The sequence below is a fragment of the Qipengyuania sp. NPDC077410 genome (assembly GCF_044543405.1).
GTDB classification, from domain to species: domain Bacteria; phylum Pseudomonadota; class Alphaproteobacteria; order Sphingomonadales; family Sphingomonadaceae; genus Qipengyuania; species Qipengyuania pacifica.
Map to the genome: position 1 here is coordinate 1,121,298 of NZ_JBITWB010000002.1, position 20,494 is coordinate 1,141,791.

Sequence of the window (20,494 nt, forward strand, 5' to 3'; positions counted from 1 at the left end):
GACCAGTGCGACAGCGAGCAGAACCACACCGAGAATCGTCAGCGATATTGAGTCGACAACCAACCCTGCTGCAGCAATGAGCACAGCGAGTCCCGTATTCACTAAAAGTCCGACGCCAGGAGACATTATACGAGCTCTTCCGCGGCGATCACCGTGTCGTAGAGCCCGACGTCCGAACCTCTGTGCCGATTGATACCGGTGTAGGAGAGGCTAGAATCCTCGTAGCGTTTGAACTTGTAGACCGCGTCATTCATCAGCCCGCTGTTGAATACCCCAAGGCTCACGAGGAGCTCGAAGTCGCGGATCGTCAGGCCCGTGACCTTCTTGAAGAGGCCGGGCTCCAACTGGGTGATAACATCGCGGAGCGACCGCTCGCGGTGATCCGTCAGATACATGAAGATCGGGATCCGCGTCGCGAACTTGATCAGCTTCTCCTGGATCTCCTTGCGGGCGCTCTTGTATTCCTTCTCCTCCTTCGTCAGCTGCTTCTTTTCCTTCGCAGTCAGATCGCGCTCGCTCGCTTCGGCCTTGGTATTCTTAACCGATTCCGACTTGTTGATGATCGTCTCGATTTCCTGGTTGAGATTACGGAAACCCTCGATCTTCATCAGTGCCTGCATGGCAGCATCGTTGTTCATCAGGCGCTGCAGGGTATTGTTGTCCACGTTGACCAGCAGGGCGCTTTCCCAGCGCCGAGCTAGCAGGGTCGCCGTTGTCCCGCTCATCGCCATATCGAGGACGCCGGCCGCGTCGATCTGGCGCATGGAGCTGCCATCGTATGCGAGCACCGGCAGGAAGTGGATGAACTCCTCGACCTTCCGCTCGGGGTTCGATTCATCGACATTCAGCCGGCAACTGTAGTCGGCCACCTGCTTGAGCGCCCGGTTGGGTGCGAAGTCGAACACGTAGCATTCCTGCTTCATGATCTCGCGCTTGGTGGGCGAGACGGAATCCGGGTTCTGGACCACCCAGGGCGTCTGCACGCGGAATGCGGCCTGGAAGTAGCTCTCCGGGCTGGAGATGTTGCGAAGCATCAGGATGCCGGTCCACGGTTTCACCGAGACACCCGTTGTCAGCTTTCCGCAGGAGAGCGTGATCGACTTCGACTTGAGCGGATCCTCCATGCAGTCCAGCACCGGCTGAAGCGCTGCAACGCCAATCCCAGCCTTGCTACCAGCGCAGACCATGACATTGTAGTCGCGATAGAAACGGTTCTGGCGCTCGGACATCAGGTTCTTCATGGCATGGCAGGCTGCCACCGAGGGGAGATACCAAAAGGTGTGAGACAGGAGGCTGAGCAGCCGGGCGTCCGAGAACGGCATCGGTGGGCGTTCCCTGCCCAACCGGAGGTCGTCGACCGCCGTATCCTCGTAGGATCCGCGGATCAGGTCGAGCCAGCTCTGAACCTCGTTCTTGTATTTGAAATGGGCCTCATCCCCTTCGCCATCGGCGGAGAAGAAGGCATTGAGGTCGAACTCGTCGAATTCGCCCTGCATTGCGATCTCGCGGATGGCATCGGGCAATTGATAGGTCAGCATGACCATGCGGGGCAGCGAGGCGTAGGGATTGTCGTCGCCCTCCCACTGTTCCTTGGCCCGTTGTTCGTCGGAGTAGGTCCAGTTGTATATCTGCTCCTCGATGAACTCGCCGGACGCGATGGCACGGAATGGGGTTCCGGAAAGATAGAGGTAGGCGCCTGTGGTGATCGGCATGTTCTCCTCGGAGAAATAGTCCAGACCTTCGCCTTCGGCGAATTCCATCTCCTTTCGGCCTTCGGCCTCGAACAGCTCCTTCGCGTTCTCGCGCCAAGCGCCGTAGTGGTATTCGTCGAAAATCACGCAGTCCCAGTTGGTCGCGTGCACCCATTCGTTCTTGGCCTTGATGCCTCCTGCCGAGTTCTTACCGAGAAAATCCTGGAACGAGCCGAAGCACACGATCGGACGCGACATATCGACATCATCCTCGGACAGGCCGCCGCGAGATACGAACTGCCACCCCTTGAAGTCGATGTGGCTTTTGAGGTCGTCCTCCCATGCATTCTGCACGGCCGGCTTGAAGGTCAGGACGAGCACCCTCTTCCATCCCATGCGCTTGGCGAGCTGATAGGAGGCGAAAGTCTTCCCGAAGCGCATCTTGGCGTTCCAGAGGAAGTGAGGGGTCTCGTTCGTCCCCTCGTCCTTGAAGCTGGAGAAATATCTGGCCGTCTTCTCGACAGCGGCGGCCTGCTCCGGCCGCATCTTGAAATCTTGCGTGCGGTTGTCGTCATTGTCGATGCCCTCGCGGACGGCCAAGATGGCAGCGAGAACATCATCGACTTCGCACTCGAACCATTCACCGGCCGGATTACGGAAACCCCTCTTTCGCAGGTAACGATGGATATCGTGGTCGGTGAACGAGCCACCATCGCTCCACACGGCGCTTTCCTCGAGCAGGATCTCGTAAGGCAGTTCACCTGGTCGCTTCGTCGGGTATTGCTGCGCGACTCGTCCTTCGACATCGCGGGCAGTGAATCCGACCTTGAGGAAGCCATCGTATGACGGGTTCTTGTCCCGATACGCGTAGATCTTGGGTTCGATATCGGGCTTGGGAGGAAAGAAGGTGTCAGGCATCGATCAGGTCCACCTCCAGCGGCCGGACCATTGACTCGATGAATGCAATCTCTTCGTCGTCGAGGCCATACTTGTCGTAGAGCTCCTCATCGGTCCACACCTTGTCCCAATTTTGCGTTGGAACAAAGGTATAGACTTTCCGCGTTGTGTCCTGTGAGGGCTTGTGGAGGAGGATCAGGAGACGGGTCAGCTTACAGGAAAGGTAAGACAGGGCACTATTCGCTTCTTCCTTCGTGTCGAAGGGGCCGATGGCGAGATATGTCTCCGATGATATCGATTCAGGTTCACCAAGAAACGGTGTGCTGATGATCCGGTGCGGGTATGTATCCTTGTTCCCCGTTCCAGGTGCGGCTCTACCTGTATAGATTTTCCATTTATCGATGTATTGCTTGCCCGAGCTCACTTCGCTCCTTTTCACGAAGCCCGATCCGCCATTCTGGTAGATCTTTAGATCGTCCTCTTGGGACTTTCGGCCGCGACCCTTGAAAGTCGTCGATAGGCCAAAGGGCTTTCGTGAGCTTACCAGCGCATCAAAGCGCTTTTCCTGAGGAATAGACAGGTGGGTATCCTGTCCCGTTTCCATTTGAACCACCTTTTTGAGGATGGAAAGACCGTCATTGAAGCGGATGAAGACGTCTGCCCCATCCTCGAGCAGTTTCCTTCTCACAGGCTCTGCCGATACCCCGTTGAGATGGGTCGTAACTTCGCAGTCACCCGGATTATCGCGATCCCACAGGAAGATGCAGATGCCTCCTTTTAGACCGACGCCCGGAAAGACATCGGATGCACTCAGGTAGTCGTCGATCTTCCGAATTCGGGTATCCGACAGCATCGTTTCGCGGAAATCGTCCAGCCCCTTTCCTCCCGCGAACCAACGCGCGGGAATAATCATGGACAGGTATCGCGGATTAAGCTTCTTCGCCTGCTCCACGAACTTCTGGTAGATCGGCGCGGCACTCGTTCCGAACCCAGAGTCGGCGAGCTGATACGGGGGATTGCCGACGATGACATCGAACTTCATGTTGAAAATCCCTTCCGGATGATCAGTGTGTATTAACTGGTAGGCGTGAGTTTCGAATTCAGCTCCGCGATCGAACGCTTCCTTGCTCGCGCCGCAGAACTTGCAGCGTCCATCTTCCCAGGAATGGTCGACTTTCTCGAACTTTATGTTCCCATCCGGGGCGTCGAATTCGGTGCAGACCGAGTAAGGACCGTTCGCGTTCTTCGAGCAGTAGACTGAACGGCGCGCCAGCAGTGATGTCAGTTCCGTGATCGCGATGCCGAACAACTGGTTCTTGAAAATGTGGTTGATGCGCTCCTGCTCATCCGGGAACTCGTCCTTCAAGCCTTCGATCAGCCTCTTAGCTATCTCCCGGAGGAATACGCCCGACTTGCTGACGGGATCGAGGAACGTGGCGCTGCTGTCCGACCAGAGGTTCTCCGGCAGCTGGTCGAGCATCTCGTTCGCTAGTTCCGGCGGCGTGAACACCTCATCGTTGCTCAGGTTCGCCAAGCAGCTCAGGACGTCGGGATTGTAATTGATCTCAAGCATGCTCAGCCTCGGCCAGCTTCAGGTAGTGGGTCAGCGGGAAGTCGCGGACGGGCTTCGGGATAAAAGCCTCCTCTCCGAGATCGGAGAACAAGCTCGGTCCTTCCATCGGCTGATAGACGAGCAGATGCGCCAAGGAGTAATCGCGGCGCTTCACAAGGCTACCATTAACGGGAGACCACTCAGAGAAGACGATCGGCTCGGGCTTCCTCCCCACGGTCTTCATGGTCAGCGCATCGCCACAGATAATGTTGCGGTCGAGGACATACCTTGCGGAGACTCGGCACTCAGCGCGGCAAGCTTCCCCGAAGAGCCGTGTATAGACCCCCTCGAAATGTTCGAACAGGCGCTCACGGCATTCGGCGGCATTGTCCTCCAGCAGATCGACCCCGTAGATGGAGCCGATCGCGACGATGGCATAGCGCTCGAATTCAAGCTGCCCTTTACCGTAGCGCTCCTCCACGACGGCGAGCTTCCGCCGGAGCACCTCGATCAGGAAATTTCCGGACCCGCAGGCCGGCTCGAGGAACCGACTATCGATACGCTCGGTCTCGGGTTTCACCAGGTCCAGCATCGCATTCACTTCCCGCTCGGCGGTGAACACTTCCCCGTGGTCGGCAACTCTCTGGCGGGTTTTGATGAGCGCGGCGGCCATCAATCAGCCTTCCCTGACTTGCTTCTTGCCAAAGCCTGAGCACCACCCTTGCGGCCGGCTTCCTCGATAGCCTGAGGGATCTGCAACAGCTCGACGCCGAGGGCCTGCATGCACTGCATGAAGAAGACGGCGGTGAATCGACCGCGGCTGACCTTGTTGCGGAGGTTGAGCTCATTGTCCTCGACGCCGTGCACTTGGAGCCGTTCAGCGAGGCCAGCGTAGGACACGCCGCGCCGCATCATTTCGGCGCGCAGAATGTTCTTCACCATCTCTTCCCAGACCTTTTCTTCGACTGGCATCGCGTCACATCCTTCTGAGGTTCACGCCACCTTGTAGGATTGAACGGACGGGTATGCCAAGTGGGTTGTAGTCATTTTGCGTGATTAGGATCATCACAAACGATGATGATATTGCTAGACATGACGCTGACATCACCATATATGATGATGCAGGACATCATATACCGTGGCGCAGCATCCTCTCCTCTCTCCAGCGATTTGCACGCTGACCATGCGGGAAGTTTACCGCATGACGGAGGATGAGGCCTACGAGAGGTTCAAGGCGATCAAGTGGCCCGATGGTGTCCCCACGTGCCCGGACTGCGGATGCAAGTCATCTTGGACGCTGAAAGGCGGCCGGAGGTGGAAATGTCAGGGAGTGATCACCGATGCAGGGACTGGCCTGCAGCGCAAGTGCTATCTGCAATACACGGTTACCAGTCGGACTCCGCTCCATAGCCGTAAGCGGTCCTTCTGCGATATCCTTGTCGCCATTGCTGAGTTCGTGAACGGAGTGCTGGGCACTGCGGCGCTCAGGTTGAGAAGAAGGGAAAACAATTCCTACAAGACGCCGTTCGTCTTTCAGCACAAGATTCGGGAAGCGCTGAAGGTGGACTACGACCAGAAGCTCGGTGGTGTCGTCGAGGTCGACGGATTGTTCGTGGGCAGCAAGAAGGTGAAGCCACCTTTTCCCATTACGAACGAGGCCGAACTCGAGAAGTTCTACGAAGTTTACCGCAAGAAGCAGACCTCCCTTGTCGTCGTGAGAGAGCGTCCGTCGGATGACGGCAAGAAGCCTGGTCGTCTGAGGGTTGTCCATCGGGAAAGCGAGGCGGCTGCCGTTGCCTTCGTGAAATCCGTCCTCACGCCCGGCACGATCGTTCACGTGGACTATGGATCGCAATGGATGCGATTGAACATGCATTTCGAGCTCAAGCGCGTCAATCACTCGGTGTCTTACAGTCAGGATGGAGCTTGCACCAACTGGGCGGAGAGCTTTTTCTCGCGCGTCCGTGCAGCTGAACGCGGCGTCTATCGATACTGGTGGCCTCGGTATGCCGAACAGTATGGGGTTGAACTCGCTTGGAAGGAGGAGAACCGTCTCGTCGACAACGGTTCACAGGTCGATATGATCATTAGCTGTCTGATGCGTGCCGGCCGATCGACTTGGACCGGCTACTGGCAACGATACAAGAACCGGATCCCGTTCTAAGCGTGGGGATCCGTCCACTCCTCGGGCGGTATTATTTCCCAACGAGTGGGGCGTCGGCTCACGATGCGGACCTCGTCTTTCGCAGACCGCAGGCTGGCATCTATCGCCGACTTTACGGCGTCACGAAGGTCCTCATCGTTCACGTCGCCCTTCAGTCGCTCGATGACCAACGGCGCGAGTTCGGCAGGGTTCGTGCCTCGGCCGAGTTCGCGCATGATTGAGAATGCGGCGACTGTCGTGGCACCGTGCTCGAATGGAATTCGCTGGGCTTTCGGCAACTTCGGTGGTGTGTCGCTGGGCTTCCACTCCGAATCAAGCTCGCCCATGATCGTAATAGATGCCTCGACCAGGTCCTCGAGGCGTGAAACGCGATCACGTTTTTCGGATAAGGTTTTGTATTCAGCCTCGATCTCGGCGATCTTCCGCTGAAGCTGAATTCGCTCACCGCACCATGCTGCATACTTGCGCAGCAGCCCCATTCTGAAATTGGTAACCCCCATCCTGAAACCGAATAGCGTCTTCACTGCGATTCGAGAACGCCGTTCGGATAGGTTTTTCTGCTACAGAAGGACGCACCACCCTTTCCCTCATTTTCCGCCGATGACCTGAAAAAGCCAAGCATTTGCGCGGCTTATCAGGTGATTCGGGTCCCACACTGTCCTTGCTCATCCATCGGTGTCCGATTGGATTTGTGGGAATAAATGTGGGAGAATTTGAAGCCATGGGTAAGCTTTCAGCAACAGCGGTAAAGGCCGCCACGAGACCCGGCAAATTAGGCGATGGCGACGGGCTTTACCTCGTGGTGAAGCCCTCCGGCACGAAGAGCTGGATGGTCCGGGTGCAGAAAAACGGCAATCGCCGCGATTTCGGTCTGGGCAGCGCATCGAAGATATCGCTGGCGATTGCGCGCGAGCGCGCACGCGAGGTCAGGACCTGGGTCGAACTGGGCCTCGACCCGCTGTTCGAGCGCCGGAAAGCGGAAGGCATTCCCACATTCCGGGAAGCTGCCGCCAAGGTACTCGCCCAGCATCGCGCGACATGGCGCAACGAGAAACACGAGAAGCAATGGATCAGGACGCTGGAGGCCTATGCCTTCCCCCATCTTGGCAACGTGCAGGTCAACGACATCACGGGGCCGATGATCCGCAATGTGCTGGCCGAGATCTGGCTGGCAAAGCCTGAGACGGCGCGCCGGGTGCGTCAGCGGATCGGGACCGTGCTCGACTGGGCCTATGCCTCGGGATACCGCGACAGCGAGGCACCCATGCGCGCGATCACCAAGGGCCTGCCGCGCCAGCCGAAGAAGGAAGGCCACTACGCGGCCATGGCCTATGCCAAGGTGCCGGACTTCATTCCGCGGCTACGCGAGCGTGAAAGCTACAGCAGGCTGGCGCTGGAGTTTGCGATCCTGACGGGGGGCCGCTCGGGCGAAGTGCGCCATGCTGTCTTCGATGAGTTCGATCTCGATGAGAAGCTATGGACCATCCCGAAGGAGCGGATGAAGGCCAATCGCGAGCATGTCGTGCCGCTGTGCGATCGGGCAATACGGATCATCGAGCGTTGCATGGAACTGCGCATACGCAATTGCGAACTTATCTTTCCCGGCATGCGAGGGAGGAAGGCGATGTCCGATATGACGCTGACCAAGCTGCTGCGCGAGATGAAAGAGAGTTGCACGGTTCACGGCTTCCGCTCGGCGTTCCGCGACTGGGCGAGCGAGGAGACCAGTCACCAGAGCGATGTCGCAGAAGCAGCGCTGGCGCATGTGGTGAAGGACAAGACCGAGGCGGCCTACCGGCGCGGTAATCTGCTGGAGAAGCGCAAACTGTTGATGGAAGACTGGGCTGCCCACTGCTGCAAGGGAAGCTAAAGCGATGAAACGTAGCCCAATGCAGAAAATCATGCACCGTGAGGCATCCAGGTCGCCTTCGATCAGGCCGCCTTTTCCACTCTCCCGTTACCGCATAGCCACGCCGGTCCCTGTGGATAAACCTGTCACCTGTTCGGACTATCAGGAACCGCAGCGTTCGGACTATCAGGAACCGAAAGTTCGGACTATCGGGAACCGAAACAGGCGGCAAACCCGCAGGATTGCTGGGCTCCAGCGTCCTTTAACTATCCTAACGACAATCCTTACCGGATTGTTGCTAACGTGGAGCGCTCCGCGCGCGGCTCCTCAGCGCTATGGATGGCGCCGTCGCCGCGCGCTGCTGCACTCGGCACGTGCAAGCGGCCGAACAGCTTGCTAGGGTTTGACCGATGAAGACGGACCTTGATCATCTTCCCCCTCAAAAGCAGCGCGAGATCGAACGCGTTGTCCAGCTCATCTTCGAAGAGTTCAACGATGCCTTCGCGCTCGCCAAGCACGAGTGGAAGAAAGCCGGACGGATACTCAAGATTATCCTCTACGGCAGCTATGCCCGCGGCACCTGGGTCGATGAGCCGCACACCGCCAAGGGTTATCAGTCAGACTACGATCTGCTCATCATCGTCAACGACAAGAGGTTGGCGGACAGGGTCAAATACTGGGCCAAGCTCGATGACCGGCTGATGCGCGAGTACGGTGTGACCGGTACGCTCAAGACGCCGGTCAACTTCATCGTCCATACATTGCAAGAAGTGAACGACGGTCTAGCCCATGGTCGCTACTTCTTCATGGACGTGAAGCAGGACGGAGTAGCGCTTTACCAGTTCGACGACAGCGAACTGCATACGCCCAAGCCCAAGACGCCCACGCAGGCGCTCACCATGGCGCAGGAGTATTTTGACGAGTGGATGCCGAGCGCGGCGAGCTTTCTAAAGGGCTACCGCTTCTATATGTCCGAAGGCGACTGGAAGAAAGCTGCCTTTCTTTTGCATCAGGGGACAGAGACCCTCTACCACTGCGTCCTTCTCGTCTGCACTTTCTACACGCCCCACGTGCACAATCTGGGCTTCCTGCGTACGCAGGCTGAGCGGATCGATTATCGCCTGACGTTCGTCTGGCCGCGCGACAATCGTAAGGATCGCGCGCGGTTCGAGAAGCTCAGGGAAGCCTACGTCAAAGCGCGATACTCGAAACACTACCGCATCAGTAAAGAAGAGCTTGAATGGCTTGGCGAACAGGTTGAGGAGCTTGGTCGCGTTGTACACGAACTTTGTTCGGAACGACTAGAGAAGCTCAGGGCAGAAGCGCTCGCGAAACCAGACAAGCAATAGTCTTTGCCCAAGAAGCTTTGGCAATTCGTGCGTCGCCCATTCTAGCTATCTAAAGCAGTCCGGCCATGACGACCGCTTTTGGGTCGTCTCCTGACTGTCCAGTGTTGCCGGCGTGAGTGCTCAACGCGGTCGTTCAGCTAATGACCTCGAGCCAAACATTCGCCATGCTCCCCGATCACGCCTCAATAAAACCAGGGCGCTATCGCTATGATCACGGCGCCCGCCACGATTGCAGCTGCAAGCCAGTGAATATCGCCGCTCGAGCCGCCGCGAGCCGGAGGCGATGGAGACGGCGGCATTCCATCTTGTTCCAACCGGCGGATCGCCGCCCGGATCAGGCGCGGCGCGTCATCTCCGATCTTGAACAGTTCCCAAGCGACGCCCTGCAGAATGGGACTCCAGTGCTCGGGTGACAAGCGCGCCTGCGCGATTCGAAACGAAGAGCGTCGCATGGCCTGCGTCAGGTCGAAGTCCGGTTCGATTTTCGCCAATACCCCGTCCATCGTGATCAGCGCCTTGAAGATCAGGAGAAGGTCGGGCGGTAACGTCATGCGCTCGTCGCGCATCAGCCCCAGAAAATCGGTTACCATGGCGCCCAGAACAAGGCGACCGCTGCCATGGCGCGCGATCAGCCGTTCCGATGCAGAGAGCACGCGGTCCGCCGGAACGTCGTCGCCGATCGACCACCGCGTCAACACGTCGGCGAGCTGCGTCGGACTGCCAGTGCTAAGCGCCTGCACGAAGCTGACAAATTCTTCTCTCCTGCGCGGGGATACATAGCCGACCATGCCCAGGTCCAGCAGAGCTATATGATTGCCCGGCAGGCAGAGAAGGTTGCCCGGATGCGGATCACCGTGGAACCGGCCGTTCACTAATACCATGTCCAGCACCATGTCGGCACCCAGCGCTGCTATTCGGGCCGGATCAAGGCCCGCAGACACCAGAGCCTGCGCATTGCTCGGCGGCACACCATCAATGTATTCCATGACGAGCAGCGTCTCAGACGTCCATTCCCAGTGGATTTCGGGCACGACGACGCTCGGCTGATCGGCAAAATCGGTTCGCAGACGATCAGCATTGCGCGCTTCGTTCGTGAAGTCGAGTTCCTCAATCATCGCGTCCGCAAGCTGTCGCATCATCCGGCTCGGCCCGAAGCGCCTCGCTTCGGCACTGCCGCGTTCCGCCAGGGCCGCAATATGCGCAAGGAGCCGGATATCCGCCTCGACCCTCAAACGAATGCCGGGCCGGCGGATTTTGATCACTACTGCACGCCCATCGTGCAGCGTTGCGCGATGGACCTGCGCTATGGAGGCCGCCGCCAGCGGTTCTGTATCGAATTCCGAAAAAGCGCTTTCGGGCGCCTCGCCAAGCGCCTCCTCGACAATCGGTCGCAACTCCTCGAACGGAAGCGTTGGTGCCTTGCTATGCAATTGCTCGAATTCTGCAACCCACTCCGGAGACAGGAGATCGGCGCGTGTCGCCAGGATTTGGCCGAGCTTTACGAAGGTCGGCCCAAGCTCTTCCATGGCAAGTCGAGTGCGCCGAGGCAGGCTATGCGACACACCATCGCCCGCATCATCGCTGCCCGAGCGGTCCAGTCCTATCCGGGCGAGCAGAACGCCGAGGCCATAGCGGGAGGTGACGCTGAAAATTTCATCCAGGCGCTTGCGGTCCCGGCCTGCGATACGCAAAGTCTTTAACATCGCTTAGCATATGGTCACGCCGCAGCTTCTGTTCCACATCTAACTTGCGTGCGCGGTCAGTGATTGAATGGGGCAGCCATAACCGCCCTCGGCGCACGGCGCGATCCGCATTGACCAGTCGCGGAAAACCAGGTGGAGCATATACCTATGAGAAATTGAGTTTCCGCCGCCCAGCGAGCAGATGATGCTAGTCTACCACGAACTGGCTAAAGAAACGCAGCCTGCCGTGAACATAACAGACAGGAGTAGCCTCTCGTCTCAATAGCGGGCGCGCTTCGGCGTGATCGCCTTTCAGAGGAGATCATTCTCATGCTTGCTTCGATCCAAGACCTCGACGGTGCGCTCCAAAGTCCCATCACTGGAGAGGCGCTTAAATTCGAAAACGGACGCGTGAGCCGTCGGACCTCGGTCGGCGGAAGCGAGCCCTGCGACTTTCCAGTAGCCCGTGGAAAACCCGTGCTAATCGATTTTGCGAATTCGGTAATCCGCCGCGAAGATCTTGAAACAACGGGGGCAGAAAGCGCGATCGAGCGGCCACGATATTCCTTCGCCACGAAGCTGATCAAATCCCTGCTGTCGCCGGAAAAGAAATCGACGCGCAGAAATGTCTGTCGGCTGATTTCCGAACTCAAGCGCCGGTCCGATCGTCCCAGGGTTCTCGTGATCGGTGGCGGGAGCGAGGGACAAGGAATGAAGGCGCTCTATGTCGACCCCGATGTGGAAATATTTGCTTTCGACATCTATTCGACGCCGCAGGTGCAGTTCGTCGCCGATGCGCACGATATTCCGATCATCGATTGCTATTTCGACGGGGTCGTAGTGCAGGCTGTGCTCGAACACGTTCTGGAGCCGCAGCGAGTGGTTGACGAAATCCGGCGGGTGCTGAAGCCCGGAGGCCTGGTTTATGCCGAGACCCCCTTCATGCAGCAGGTCCACGAAGGGGCTTACGATTTCACCAGATTTACCGAGAGCGGTCACCGCTATCTGTTCCGCCAATTTGCCCTGATCGATTCAGGTGCATCCGGCGGACCGGGAAGACAGTTGATGTGGGCAGTCGATTATTTCGTGCGCAGCGTTTTTCGCTCACGCGCCGCCGGCAAGATAGCCAAGCTGGCCTTTTTCTGGGCAGTCTATTTCGACGCGATCATCCCTGCCGACTATGCCATCGACGGTGCCAGCGGAGTTTATTTCCTGGGCACCAAATCGGATCAGGCGGTCGGTCCGGATGCGATCATCGCGCATTACGGTGGGGCGCAATAGCTGTTTCACCCGAGTGAGCATCGTACAGCGCCATATTCAGGCACGATGCATGCAGTTCCTCATAAGCAGCGCCGATCTTTTCGAGCGCGTAATCTCTCGCCACGGTGGATGGCGAGTCATTTGCAGCAATGGGATGAGGGCGCAAATGCGATCGTGGCACCTTGTTCAAACATCCCAGGACCCGATGGATGCCTTTCTGATCCAAAAGCGAGCAGGACAATACAAATGCGTTGGTCCAGAAAGCCCAACAACTGCTCGAAGGTTTCTCTGCTAAAGGCTTCACGGATGACTGTGAGCAATCGAAGACAGGTGCCACAGAAAGCGTACCCTTTACTGACAGCAAATGGGCCGGTTCCAGACTGTCCGCTTTTAGCAAACAATTGGATGAAGCGAACATTTGATTTTTGGCGCACGCAATCAAACGCCTTTCCAGCCTTCTTTAAACGGATATTGGACCAGATCCCGCGAACTCGCTAGAAAGCGTTCCAATGGAACTGTCGACGAGTGATCTTCCCGCAAATTTCTGCCAAGCCTGTGCAGTGCGCAACCGGGCGATCTGCGGCGATCTCGACAGCAATGAACTCGACCTTCTAAATTCGATTGGGCGCCGACGACGTCTCGAACAAGGCGAACAACTCTTATGGGAAGGCGACGAAGCTGTCCTTGTCGCCAACGTGATTGACGGCGTGCTTAAGTTGTCGACGCAGTTGGCCGACGGCAAGGAGCAGATTCTCGGTCTCGTATATCCGTCGGATTTCCTTGGGCGACCTTTTGGAGACACCACTCCCTATGGTGTTGAAGCCCTGACTGACGCCAATGTTTGCGTGTTTCGCCGAGCGGACTTCGATCGCTTCGCGCGCGATCATCCACGCTTAGAGCACAAGCTGCTTGAACGTACGTTGTCCGAGTTAGACCGGACGCGCCGCTGGATGCTACTGCTTAGTCGCATGAATGCGGAACAGAAGATGGCGACTTTTCTACTCGAAATGTCGGAGAGGCTCGCGCCACATGGGTGCCTAAACGCGGTCAATGCCGCGTCGGTATTCGCTTTACCCCTGTCCCGTCAACAAATCGGTGACGTGCTTGGTCTAACCATCGAGACAGTCAGTCGCCAATTCACGAAGTTGAAAAGCGAGGGGCTGATTGGACTACCTTCGCGTCGAGAGGTCACGATCCTCGAGCGAAGTGCACTCGAGAATCGCGCCGTCTAGTACCGAGCATTTATTCCGGGTTCCTTGGACTTTTTAGAAGCGGTAGCTCGCGCCTGCACTAAGGACCCAAGGGTCAAGTTGGTGGCGGGTTTCAATGGCCAACGCATCGCCAGAATACCATCGCGCTGTGGTATCGACAAAGTAGCGCTTTGCGTCGATTGTCAGGCCGAAACCGCTATCTCCGATCGCGATGTCGGTGCCTGCCTGCAGGACAAAGCCGAACTCGTCGGAAAGAGTGGTCCGCGTCACTCCGAGCGGAATAGTATCTGCCCCAGGATCTACATCGATCCACCAGAAATACGTCATCCCTAAGCCGAGGTAAGGCCTCACATTTGCAGCACCGAAGTGATATTTCGCTGTAAGCGTGGCGGGTATGAGCTTGGCCTTCGAAACCAGTTCGGCGCCAGGGACACCCGTCACGCCATCGACATCATGTTGAGTCAGGCAGCAGATCGTCTCGACCGAGAACTTCGGTTTGACGAAGTACTCGACTGCAAGCGTTGGCACGATGTTGTCATTGGCTTTGGTCTGAGTGGTGGCAGGAAGACCAACGACGTCTGTCCTGAACTCTGTGATTTTGCCGTCGGGGGCGACGTAGGTGCCGAGCAGTTTAACCTGAAGGTTCCTGTCATCATCCTGCGCCTGCGCCGGTGTGGCGAACATCGCCGCGCTAGTCAGCACAGCCATAAGCAACTTGTTCATATGGTGATCCTTCTGCGCTGCAGTGGAAGCACCATGCTTCCATAAGTTCCAGCGTTCGGCCGCGAATTATGTCGCGGGAAAGACCGCCGCATTGATCTAGATCAATGATCTCCCAGCGGCTTTCACCCATTGCCCACAAGTGACCAGTTGCGCGAACGCTTTCGAAGAATTCTTGAGCTGTGTAGTGCCGGCAGGTTCTCGCGATGCTGCTCGTCGGCGTCTTCAGCACCGCGCGAAGTTAAGCTCGCTTACGCGCAACGCTTCGTTCGAGGTCAGCGAGGGCGACCACCAAATCATCTATGTCGCATGTGGCGTAACCAAACTGGTCGCTCACATGTCGGACTCTCGTGACCAAGTTCTCGCTTTTCACTTTGTTGGCGACATTTTCACCGTGCCCGCACCCGATAATTACGTTTATTCTGTCATCGCATTACGCGAAGCCCGGCTCGTGACCTTTCCTTCGGATGATTACCTCACGGAGGCGACAACGGAACCAGGCATCCTTCGCCATCTGCTAGACAACACCATACTTTCACTCCGTCGCAGTCGCGAAAAGGTCATCGCCCTGGGAAGCAAGACCGCTGCCGAGCGGCTTGCCGTTTTCTTGCTCAACATGGCAGAGCGTATTGGTACCGAGCGGGACGGCCTGTGCGCTTTCGACTTGCCAATGTCGCGCCGCGATATCTCCGAAAGCCTTGGTTTGACGATCGAGACCGTCAGCAGACAATTGACCAAGCTCCGAGACGACGGGGTGATCGAAACCATCGGTCGCTCGAAAGTAATTTTGCGTCGCCCCGAACTGCTGCGAGAGCGTGCCGGTTATTCGACGCGAAGCTGCGCGATTTCTTCTTCCTAATTTGATCTGGGTCAATGAACCGCTGCGCCTGCTTCGATCGCGCCAGGCACAGCCAGCGATGCAAGCCAGCAGGCAGCCGACGCAGTTTTCTTGGCAGGGCGCTTATGCCGGTCGCGCTGGCCGTGCGTGTCGCCCGCAAGACCATGGTCATCGTGCGCCAGAACTTCGCATTCGCGATAATCTACAACGTCTTTGCGGTACCTCTAGCGCTGGCAGGCATGGTCACCCCGCTTATTGCCGCTGTCGCGATGTCATTTAGCTCGCTTGTGGTAGTGGGCAATTCGCTCCGCCTCGCCAAGGCCGCCCGATGAGTGGGCTGGCCTTCCTCATTCCGATCGCACTCGGTCTCGGGGTGCTGGGTCTGGCAGCGTTCTTCTGGGCAATGCGCAAGGGCCAGTTCGAGGATCTGGATGGCGCGGCCCGGCGCATCCTGATCGACGACGATGAAGACGAGCGATGAGTATTGCATCGCTCTCCGCGCTGTGCGCCCTCTTGCCGCTGGCGCTGGGACCACTGCCTACTGCCGAGACAAATATCACGGCCAAGCTATGCGGCGGCGGATTTGCGGAAATCCCGATCAAGCACAAATCGCCTCCTGCTCCGCCTTGTCATGCAAAGGCGTGCCATGCCGGATCTTGCCGCAAGAGATTTGATCTGGCTCAATGACCGATCTTCATGGCGCGCCCATGAGGGCTGCTATGTGGACCTATTACCCAGACCTCCTCGCAACGCCCGTGCCCCGCTATACGAGCTACCCTACTGCTGCGGAATTCGGTGATCTCGATCCCGACCATTACCGGCAGGCCCTGCGGCACGCAGAGGGCGACATCTCGCTCTACATCCATATCCCGTTCTGCGAGAAAATTTGCTTTTACTGCGGCTGCAACACGGCAGCCGCGGGGCGGCGACAGCGGCTGGAATCCTACTTGGATGCTCTCCATCGCGAAATCGTCCACGTTGCATCACTCCTTCCGCCATCGACCCGCGTCAGGCGCATCGCATTTGGCGGCGGGAGCCCGAATGCCCTCGAGCCGGATGATTTCCAGCGTTTGGTCGATGCGCTGTTCTTCAACTTTGCTTCGCCCAATCCGACCATGTCCATCGAACTCGACCCGCGCACGATGACGCGCGAATGGGCTGCGGCGATCAATCGTGTCGGCATTGAACGTGCCAGCCTCGGCGTGCAGACTTTCGCGACCCATTGCCAGGAAGCCATCGGCCGCGTTCAATCGGAAGACTGCATCGTCCAGACTGTCGATTGGCTGCGCGACGCTGGCGTTACGTCGCTTAACTTCGACCTCATGTACGGACTTCCGGGCCAGTCCTTGCACGACCTCGAGGACAGTCTCCAACGCACCCGCGTGCTCGGCGCCGACCGTGTAGCGTTGTTCGGCTACGCTCATGTTCCGCATATCGTCCCACGGCAAAAGGTTATCGACGACAACAACTTACCCGACCAGCGCCGGCGCTTCGCCATGGCCGAGATGGGCTACGCCTATTTTGTCACCCACGGCTATGCATCGATCGGGTTCGATCATTTTGCACGGCCAGGAGGCGATCCGCTGGCAAGTGCTGCATTCAAGGGTAAGCTTCGCCGCAATTTTCAGGGCTTTACCGACGACTCGAGCGACATTCTCATTGGCCTCGGCACATCGGCCATTAGCAGTTTCCCGCACCTGCTTGCGCAGAACGAAAAGAACAGCGGCCGTTATCGGATGATCGCCTCGCAGTACCACGTCGCAGCCAATCGCGGCATCAAGCGCACAGCCGTCGACCGCTATCGAGCGGCGGTTATAGAACAACTGCTTTGCCAAGGGCGCGCGCAACTCGGAGCATGTCTGATGAACGAAGCCCGTGAAAGGCTTAGTCCATTTTTAGAGCGTGGTCTCGCGTTGATCGATCGACAATGGCTCGAAATTCTTCCTGGGGGCCTGCCCTACGCACGAAGTATTGCAGTAGCTTTCGACACCTATCGACAACCGAACGGACGGAAATTCAGTTCTGCGGTTTGAGCACTTCTAAAGATTGATGATTTTTGTCTTTTAGGCGTGCCGCGTGCTTTTCGGCAGTCACCGGACGACCAGTGAACCGCCCATCCGGGTCCAGTCATGCGCGTCGTGCGTGCGCGTGTTAAGCTTGTGTGAGAATTGAGTCGCTCGCGCACAGTTCTGTGCAATCTGGCTCGGCGCAAGACGCTAATAAACATAGGGATAAGAACCTTAAGCGAACACGAGATCGCCTCATTAAACTCTATCTGTCTGATAAATTACGATAAAAATACGAGCACGAGTATTCACTTCCCTTCATCGCGGGTGGCGCCCCATGCAATTAATGGCCACCACGGCTTCTTCGGCCGCACAAACGAGATGTTCTCCGGCAATCAGTTCGTGCCTCTGATTAGTTGACGCGTCCGATTGCCATCTCGCTGGTGCATCTTCGTTCAAAATTGTCCTAAATCAATTACGCCCTTGTCGACTCGTCCTATCCTTAACGGAGTTCGGATGGGTCTCTCCGTCCGTGTTGGAGGGCAAATGATGAAAACGATCCTATTCAATGCCTATAGCGACGAAGATTACCCACGGCGTTTGGATCTGGTTCTCGATCTGGCCCGGTATCTTGATGGCCATCTCACCCTTCTGAACTCGATGCCGTTTGAAACGACTGTTTCAGCCGATCCCTATGGCGCGGCGTTCGCAGCTATGGTGCCAATTTGGCGTGAGGAAGCACGCAACCTTCGCAAGAAGTCCGAAGTCGATCTGGCAAACGAGAATGTACCTTGGGACTGGATAGAGGATACCGGCCCAGTTTCGCACGCCATGCTTCGGAGTTCGGCCATGGCGGATATAATGGTTCTAGGTGCTCGAGAGCCCAGGGTCGGTGGATCGCTACCGTCATACACGGCGGGAGAGATCGCACTGACAGCCGATTGTCCAGTGCTTGTCCTGCCGGAGAACATCGAACGGCTTGAACTGGACCAGCCAGCCCTTGTCGCTTGGGACGGGTCGGCAGAAGCATCCCACGCGCTGCGTTCAGCCATCCCGCTGCTAAAGCGTTCGAAGAACGTATTCTTGGCCACCGTCGCGGTGAAAAAGAAGAAAGGTGGGCAATTCGACTTTCCCCCCATCGCCGGGGCCGAATACCTTTCTCGGCACGGCATCGAATGCGATATGGTTGAACTTCAGCACGAAGAGATGTCGGTGGCGCAGACTATGAAAATAGCCGCGGCCGCGCGAAGGTGTGGGCTAATCGTAATGGGCGCTTATGGCCGCATGCGGATCACTGAACGCATTTTTGGTGGTGTCACGCACGACATGCTCTCTAACTTAAGCATTCCTCTCCTGTTGCGGCATTGACAAGAGCACGCTCCTTTCTGTGATAAACATCCAACCCTTCCACATGAAAATGGGGCCGACATTCTTGCGCTTAATGATCGATCCGCTCTTTCTAATGCCGGATCAATGATGGAAAAAAATTCAGGCCGATGTAATTAATCCCGTAGCTCATGCTTCTGGTTGACACCAGACACGCTAGCCTTTTCCAATGGCGGAACGATGAGATCTCAGGTGCATGTCCGCATTCCAGCGACGTGCAGCTTTTTCCGATCCAAATAATGCTAAAAAGCGTAACGCGAGAAAAGCGTGTCACAAAGGTTACGCGGTCAGCACCTTATAAATCATCAGTTGGCCAGTTCCTGACTCAGGAATATGAGAAAAGCGCTCGGTTCCTTCCACAATGATAAAGCAAGACCATCCATGAAATGACGCTGATAGCAAAAGCACTGAGCATTGTGATTCGCGACGCCGCGCGGCAATTGGACCGACGAACCTATCTACCGTAGAATGCCTGCACAGTAAGCCCGAACGCCATTGCCGTTAGCGTAACCATGGTGGTTGATCATCGACATGCGATAAGGCGTTAGCGAAATCAATCGGGGCGATAAGATGCCGGCAAACGGCGAATGAATAAAGAGGATGCGACGAATGAAGTACGCCATTCCGTTAATTTTGTCTTGCTCGCTTTTAGTAGCTTGCCAGTCCAGCGAAAGGATGAAGCTCGCGAACACCAGAAAGGGTGCCCCGGACTTTATCGTTGGAGTCTGCGGGGAATGTCACGCTGTTACGGCGAACGGAGTGTCTCCAATAGCTGACGCACCCGAATTTGGCGACATCGCGAACACCCCAGGACTGACCCGCGAAACCCTAGAGGCCTTCCTGTCAGATGCGCACAATTATCCCATGCAAATGGATCTGGATCTGGATCAAACCGACATCAAATCCATCGTCGACCATATCATGGCCATGCAATCGGAGAAGCATATGAGGCGACCCTCCTGATCTGCCACTGCTTCGCCTATAGAATTGTGAAGCGCCAAGTGTTATTCAGGCATGCTCTGCAGAGTTCGTGACGACGAGAGTATCGATCGGAAGGCTTCGCAGTAGCTCGTTAGCGGTGCTCCCGATGCTCGCGTGCCTTAGAGCGGACTCTCCGTGGGTCCCGAGAACTAGCAAGTCGGTTTCGCTCTCGCGTATGTCCTTTCGAAGCGCACCGCCGGGGCTGCCATAAACAAGATGCGTCGTGACACGCTTACGAGTTTCAGGATCAATATCTTCCAAAAACTCGTCAAACACTTTTCGCTCGGCTTTCTCGACGTCCTTCTTCACATATTCGGCCTTCTGCCACCCTTCGAACGGCACGTGATAGGCATGGATCAGCTGGAAATCCGCCTTGGGAAAAAGTTCTGCGGTCTTCTCCAGCGCCACTCGGGATGGAGTATAGAAATCGGTCGCGCACGCGATGCGGCGATATCGCGCGGTGGCCCTGGTCTTCACAACAAGGACTGGAACCGGCGAGTGGCGGATCACGTAATCGACAGCCGTCCCCAGCAGGAAGTCCTTCATGCTGTTGAAGCGCGCCGCTCCAAGCACGATCAGGCTGGCACTCTCTTCTTTGGCGACGCTGGCGATCGCGTAGTCCGCGCGCTCAATCGGATACCTGAAAGTGACCTTGATATCGCTATCCGGCAGTACGGACCGCATCCGCTTGTCGAGCTCGCCACGTGTCCGCGGATCGCCGAGAGCGGGATCGAGAGCATGCACGAGGACAACCTCGGTGTTCCACTCTTTTGCCAATTCTAATGCGCGATCGATTGCGCGATCCGCTTCCGCGCGAAAATCAGTTCCTACAACAATTTTGCCCGGCATGACTAATCGGCCCTTTCGGTTCTGCTCCTGCTTCCCCACGAAAAACTACCATCACGGAT

General features: G+C 57.0%; 18 protein-coding genes and 1 pseudogene. 11 read left to right on the top strand and 8 right to left on the bottom strand.

What is annotated here, in order from left to right; genetic code table 11:
* Window positions 1-125: 125 nt before the first annotated feature.
* From ACIGGE_RS13415 to ACIGGE_RS13430, 4 genes are read right to left on the bottom strand one after another with little or no spacing between them, the layout of a single operon-like run.
* On the bottom strand, window positions 126-2,609 hold the full coding sequence (locus tag ACIGGE_RS13415) for a GIY-YIG nuclease family protein (RefSeq protein ID WP_397490721.1): 2,484 nt from the start codon (window positions 2,607-2,609) through the stop codon (window positions 126-128).
* Window positions 2,602-4,161 (bottom strand): Eco57I restriction-modification methylase domain-containing protein, encoded by a 1,560-nt coding sequence (locus tag ACIGGE_RS13420; RefSeq protein WP_397490722.1) that lies wholly within the window; start codon window positions 4,159-4,161, stop codon window positions 2,602-2,604. The genes ACIGGE_RS13415 and ACIGGE_RS13420 overlap by 8 nt, the downstream gene beginning before the upstream one ends.
* Entirely contained in the window at window positions 4,154-4,813 is a 660-nt protein-coding gene (locus tag ACIGGE_RS13425) for an SAM-dependent DNA methyltransferase (protein ID WP_397490723.1), read from the bottom strand. Before ACIGGE_RS13425 ends, ACIGGE_RS13420 begins: the two co-directional genes overlap by 8 nt.
* Window positions 4,813-5,112 (bottom strand): DUF6471 domain-containing protein, encoded by a 300-nt coding sequence (locus tag ACIGGE_RS13430; RefSeq protein WP_297534064.1) that lies wholly within the window; start codon window positions 5,110-5,112, stop codon window positions 4,813-4,815. The genes ACIGGE_RS13425 and ACIGGE_RS13430 overlap by 1 nt, the downstream gene beginning before the upstream one ends.
* Window positions 5,113-5,278: 166 nt before the next feature.
* On the opposite strand from ACIGGE_RS13430, the gene ACIGGE_RS13435 reads away from it, so the two are divergent.
* Window positions 5,279-6,304 (top strand): IS1595 family transposase, encoded by a 1,026-nt coding sequence (locus ACIGGE_RS13435; RefSeq protein WP_397490724.1) that lies wholly within the window; start codon window positions 5,279-5,281, stop codon window positions 6,302-6,304.
* Here ACIGGE_RS13435 and ACIGGE_RS13440 read toward each other — a convergent pair.
* Window positions 6,301-6,783 carry a hypothetical protein gene (locus ACIGGE_RS13440; protein WP_397490725.1) on the bottom strand — a complete coding sequence of 161 codons (483 nt, stop codon included), beginning with the start codon at window positions 6,781-6,783 and terminating at the stop codon, window positions 6,301-6,303. The genes ACIGGE_RS13435 and ACIGGE_RS13440 overlap by 4 nt on opposite strands.
* 242 nt (window positions 6,784-7,025) lie before the next feature.
* Here ACIGGE_RS13440 and ACIGGE_RS13445 point away from each other — a divergent pair, with 242 nt between their 5' ends.
* Together ACIGGE_RS13445 and ACIGGE_RS13450 are read left to right on the top strand one after the other, a co-directional pair.
* A complete protein-coding gene (locus tag ACIGGE_RS13445; RefSeq protein WP_397490726.1) occupies window positions 7,026-8,174 on the top strand; it encodes a tyrosine-type recombinase/integrase in 1,149 nt (382 codons plus the stop codon).
* Window positions 8,175-8,563: 389 nt separating this feature from the next.
* Complete coding sequence (locus tag ACIGGE_RS13450; protein WP_397490727.1) at window positions 8,564-9,502, top strand: HEPN domain-containing protein; 939 nt, start codon at window positions 8,564-8,566, stop codon at window positions 9,500-9,502.
* Window positions 9,503-9,684: 182 nt separating this feature from the next.
* Here the strand turns inward: ACIGGE_RS13450 and ACIGGE_RS13455 are convergent, their stop codons facing one another.
* A complete protein-coding gene (locus ACIGGE_RS13455; protein ID WP_397490728.1) occupies window positions 9,685-11,205 on the bottom strand; it encodes an ABC1 kinase family protein in 1,521 nt (506 codons plus the stop codon).
* Window positions 11,206-11,514: 309 nt separating this feature from the next.
* On the opposite strand from ACIGGE_RS13455, the gene ACIGGE_RS13460 reads away from it, so the two are divergent.
* Window positions 11,515-12,465: a class I SAM-dependent methyltransferase gene (locus tag ACIGGE_RS13460; RefSeq protein WP_397490729.1), complete on the top strand. Its 951-nt coding sequence runs from the start codon at window positions 11,515-11,517 to the stop codon at window positions 12,463-12,465.
* A gap of 488 nt (window positions 12,466-12,953) precedes the next feature.
* On the top strand, window positions 12,954-13,676 hold the full coding sequence (locus tag ACIGGE_RS13465) for a Crp/Fnr family transcriptional regulator (RefSeq protein ID WP_397490730.1): 723 nt from the start codon (window positions 12,954-12,956) through the stop codon (window positions 13,674-13,676).
* 33 nt (window positions 13,677-13,709) lie between these two features.
* On the opposite strand, the gene ACIGGE_RS13470 is transcribed toward ACIGGE_RS13465, so the two are convergent.
* On the bottom strand, window positions 13,710-14,378 hold the full coding sequence (locus ACIGGE_RS13470; RefSeq protein WP_375246780.1) for an OmpW family protein: 669 nt from the start codon (window positions 14,376-14,378) through the stop codon (window positions 13,710-13,712).
* A gap of 334 nt (window positions 14,379-14,712) precedes the next feature.
* On the opposite strand from ACIGGE_RS13470, the gene ACIGGE_RS13475 reads away from it, so the two are divergent.
* From ACIGGE_RS13475 to ACIGGE_RS13500, 6 genes and pseudogenes are all read left to right on the top strand, one after another.
* Window positions 14,713-15,234 carry a helix-turn-helix domain-containing protein gene (locus tag ACIGGE_RS13475; RefSeq protein ID WP_375246779.1) on the top strand — a complete coding sequence of 174 codons (522 nt, stop codon included), beginning with the start codon at window positions 14,713-14,715 and terminating at the stop codon, window positions 15,232-15,234.
* A gap of 21 nt (window positions 15,235-15,255) precedes the next feature.
* Window positions 15,256-15,545, top strand: a pseudogene (locus ACIGGE_RS13480) (nitrogen fixation protein FixI); the annotation flags it as partial.
* Window positions 15,542-15,694: a cbb3-type cytochrome oxidase assembly protein CcoS gene (ccoS, locus tag ACIGGE_RS13485; protein WP_103025004.1), complete on the top strand. Its 153-nt coding sequence runs from the start codon at window positions 15,542-15,544 to the stop codon at window positions 15,692-15,694. The pseudogene ACIGGE_RS13480 and the gene ccoS, both read left to right, overlap by 4 nt.
* Before the next feature lie 238 nt (window positions 15,695-15,932).
* Window positions 15,933-17,246 carry an oxygen-independent coproporphyrinogen III oxidase gene (gene hemN, locus ACIGGE_RS13490; RefSeq protein WP_397490774.1) on the top strand — a complete coding sequence of 438 codons (1,314 nt, stop codon included), beginning with the start codon at window positions 15,933-15,935 and terminating at the stop codon, window positions 17,244-17,246.
* Between the two features lie 519 nt (window positions 17,247-17,765).
* Window positions 17,766-18,587: a universal stress protein gene (locus ACIGGE_RS13495; protein WP_397490732.1), complete on the top strand. Its 822-nt coding sequence runs from the start codon at window positions 17,766-17,768 to the stop codon at window positions 18,585-18,587.
* A gap of 627 nt (window positions 18,588-19,214) precedes the next feature.
* Window positions 19,215-19,568 carry a hypothetical protein gene (locus tag ACIGGE_RS13500; protein ID WP_146029888.1) on the top strand — a complete coding sequence of 118 codons (354 nt, stop codon included), beginning with the start codon at window positions 19,215-19,217 and terminating at the stop codon, window positions 19,566-19,568.
* Window positions 19,569-19,613: 45 nt separating this feature from the next.
* Here ACIGGE_RS13500 and ACIGGE_RS13505 read toward each other — a convergent pair whose 3' ends face one another.
* A complete protein-coding gene (locus tag ACIGGE_RS13505; protein WP_397490733.1) occupies window positions 19,614-20,435 on the bottom strand; it encodes a universal stress protein in 822 nt (273 codons plus the stop codon).
* Window positions 20,436-20,494 lie beyond the last annotated feature (59 nt).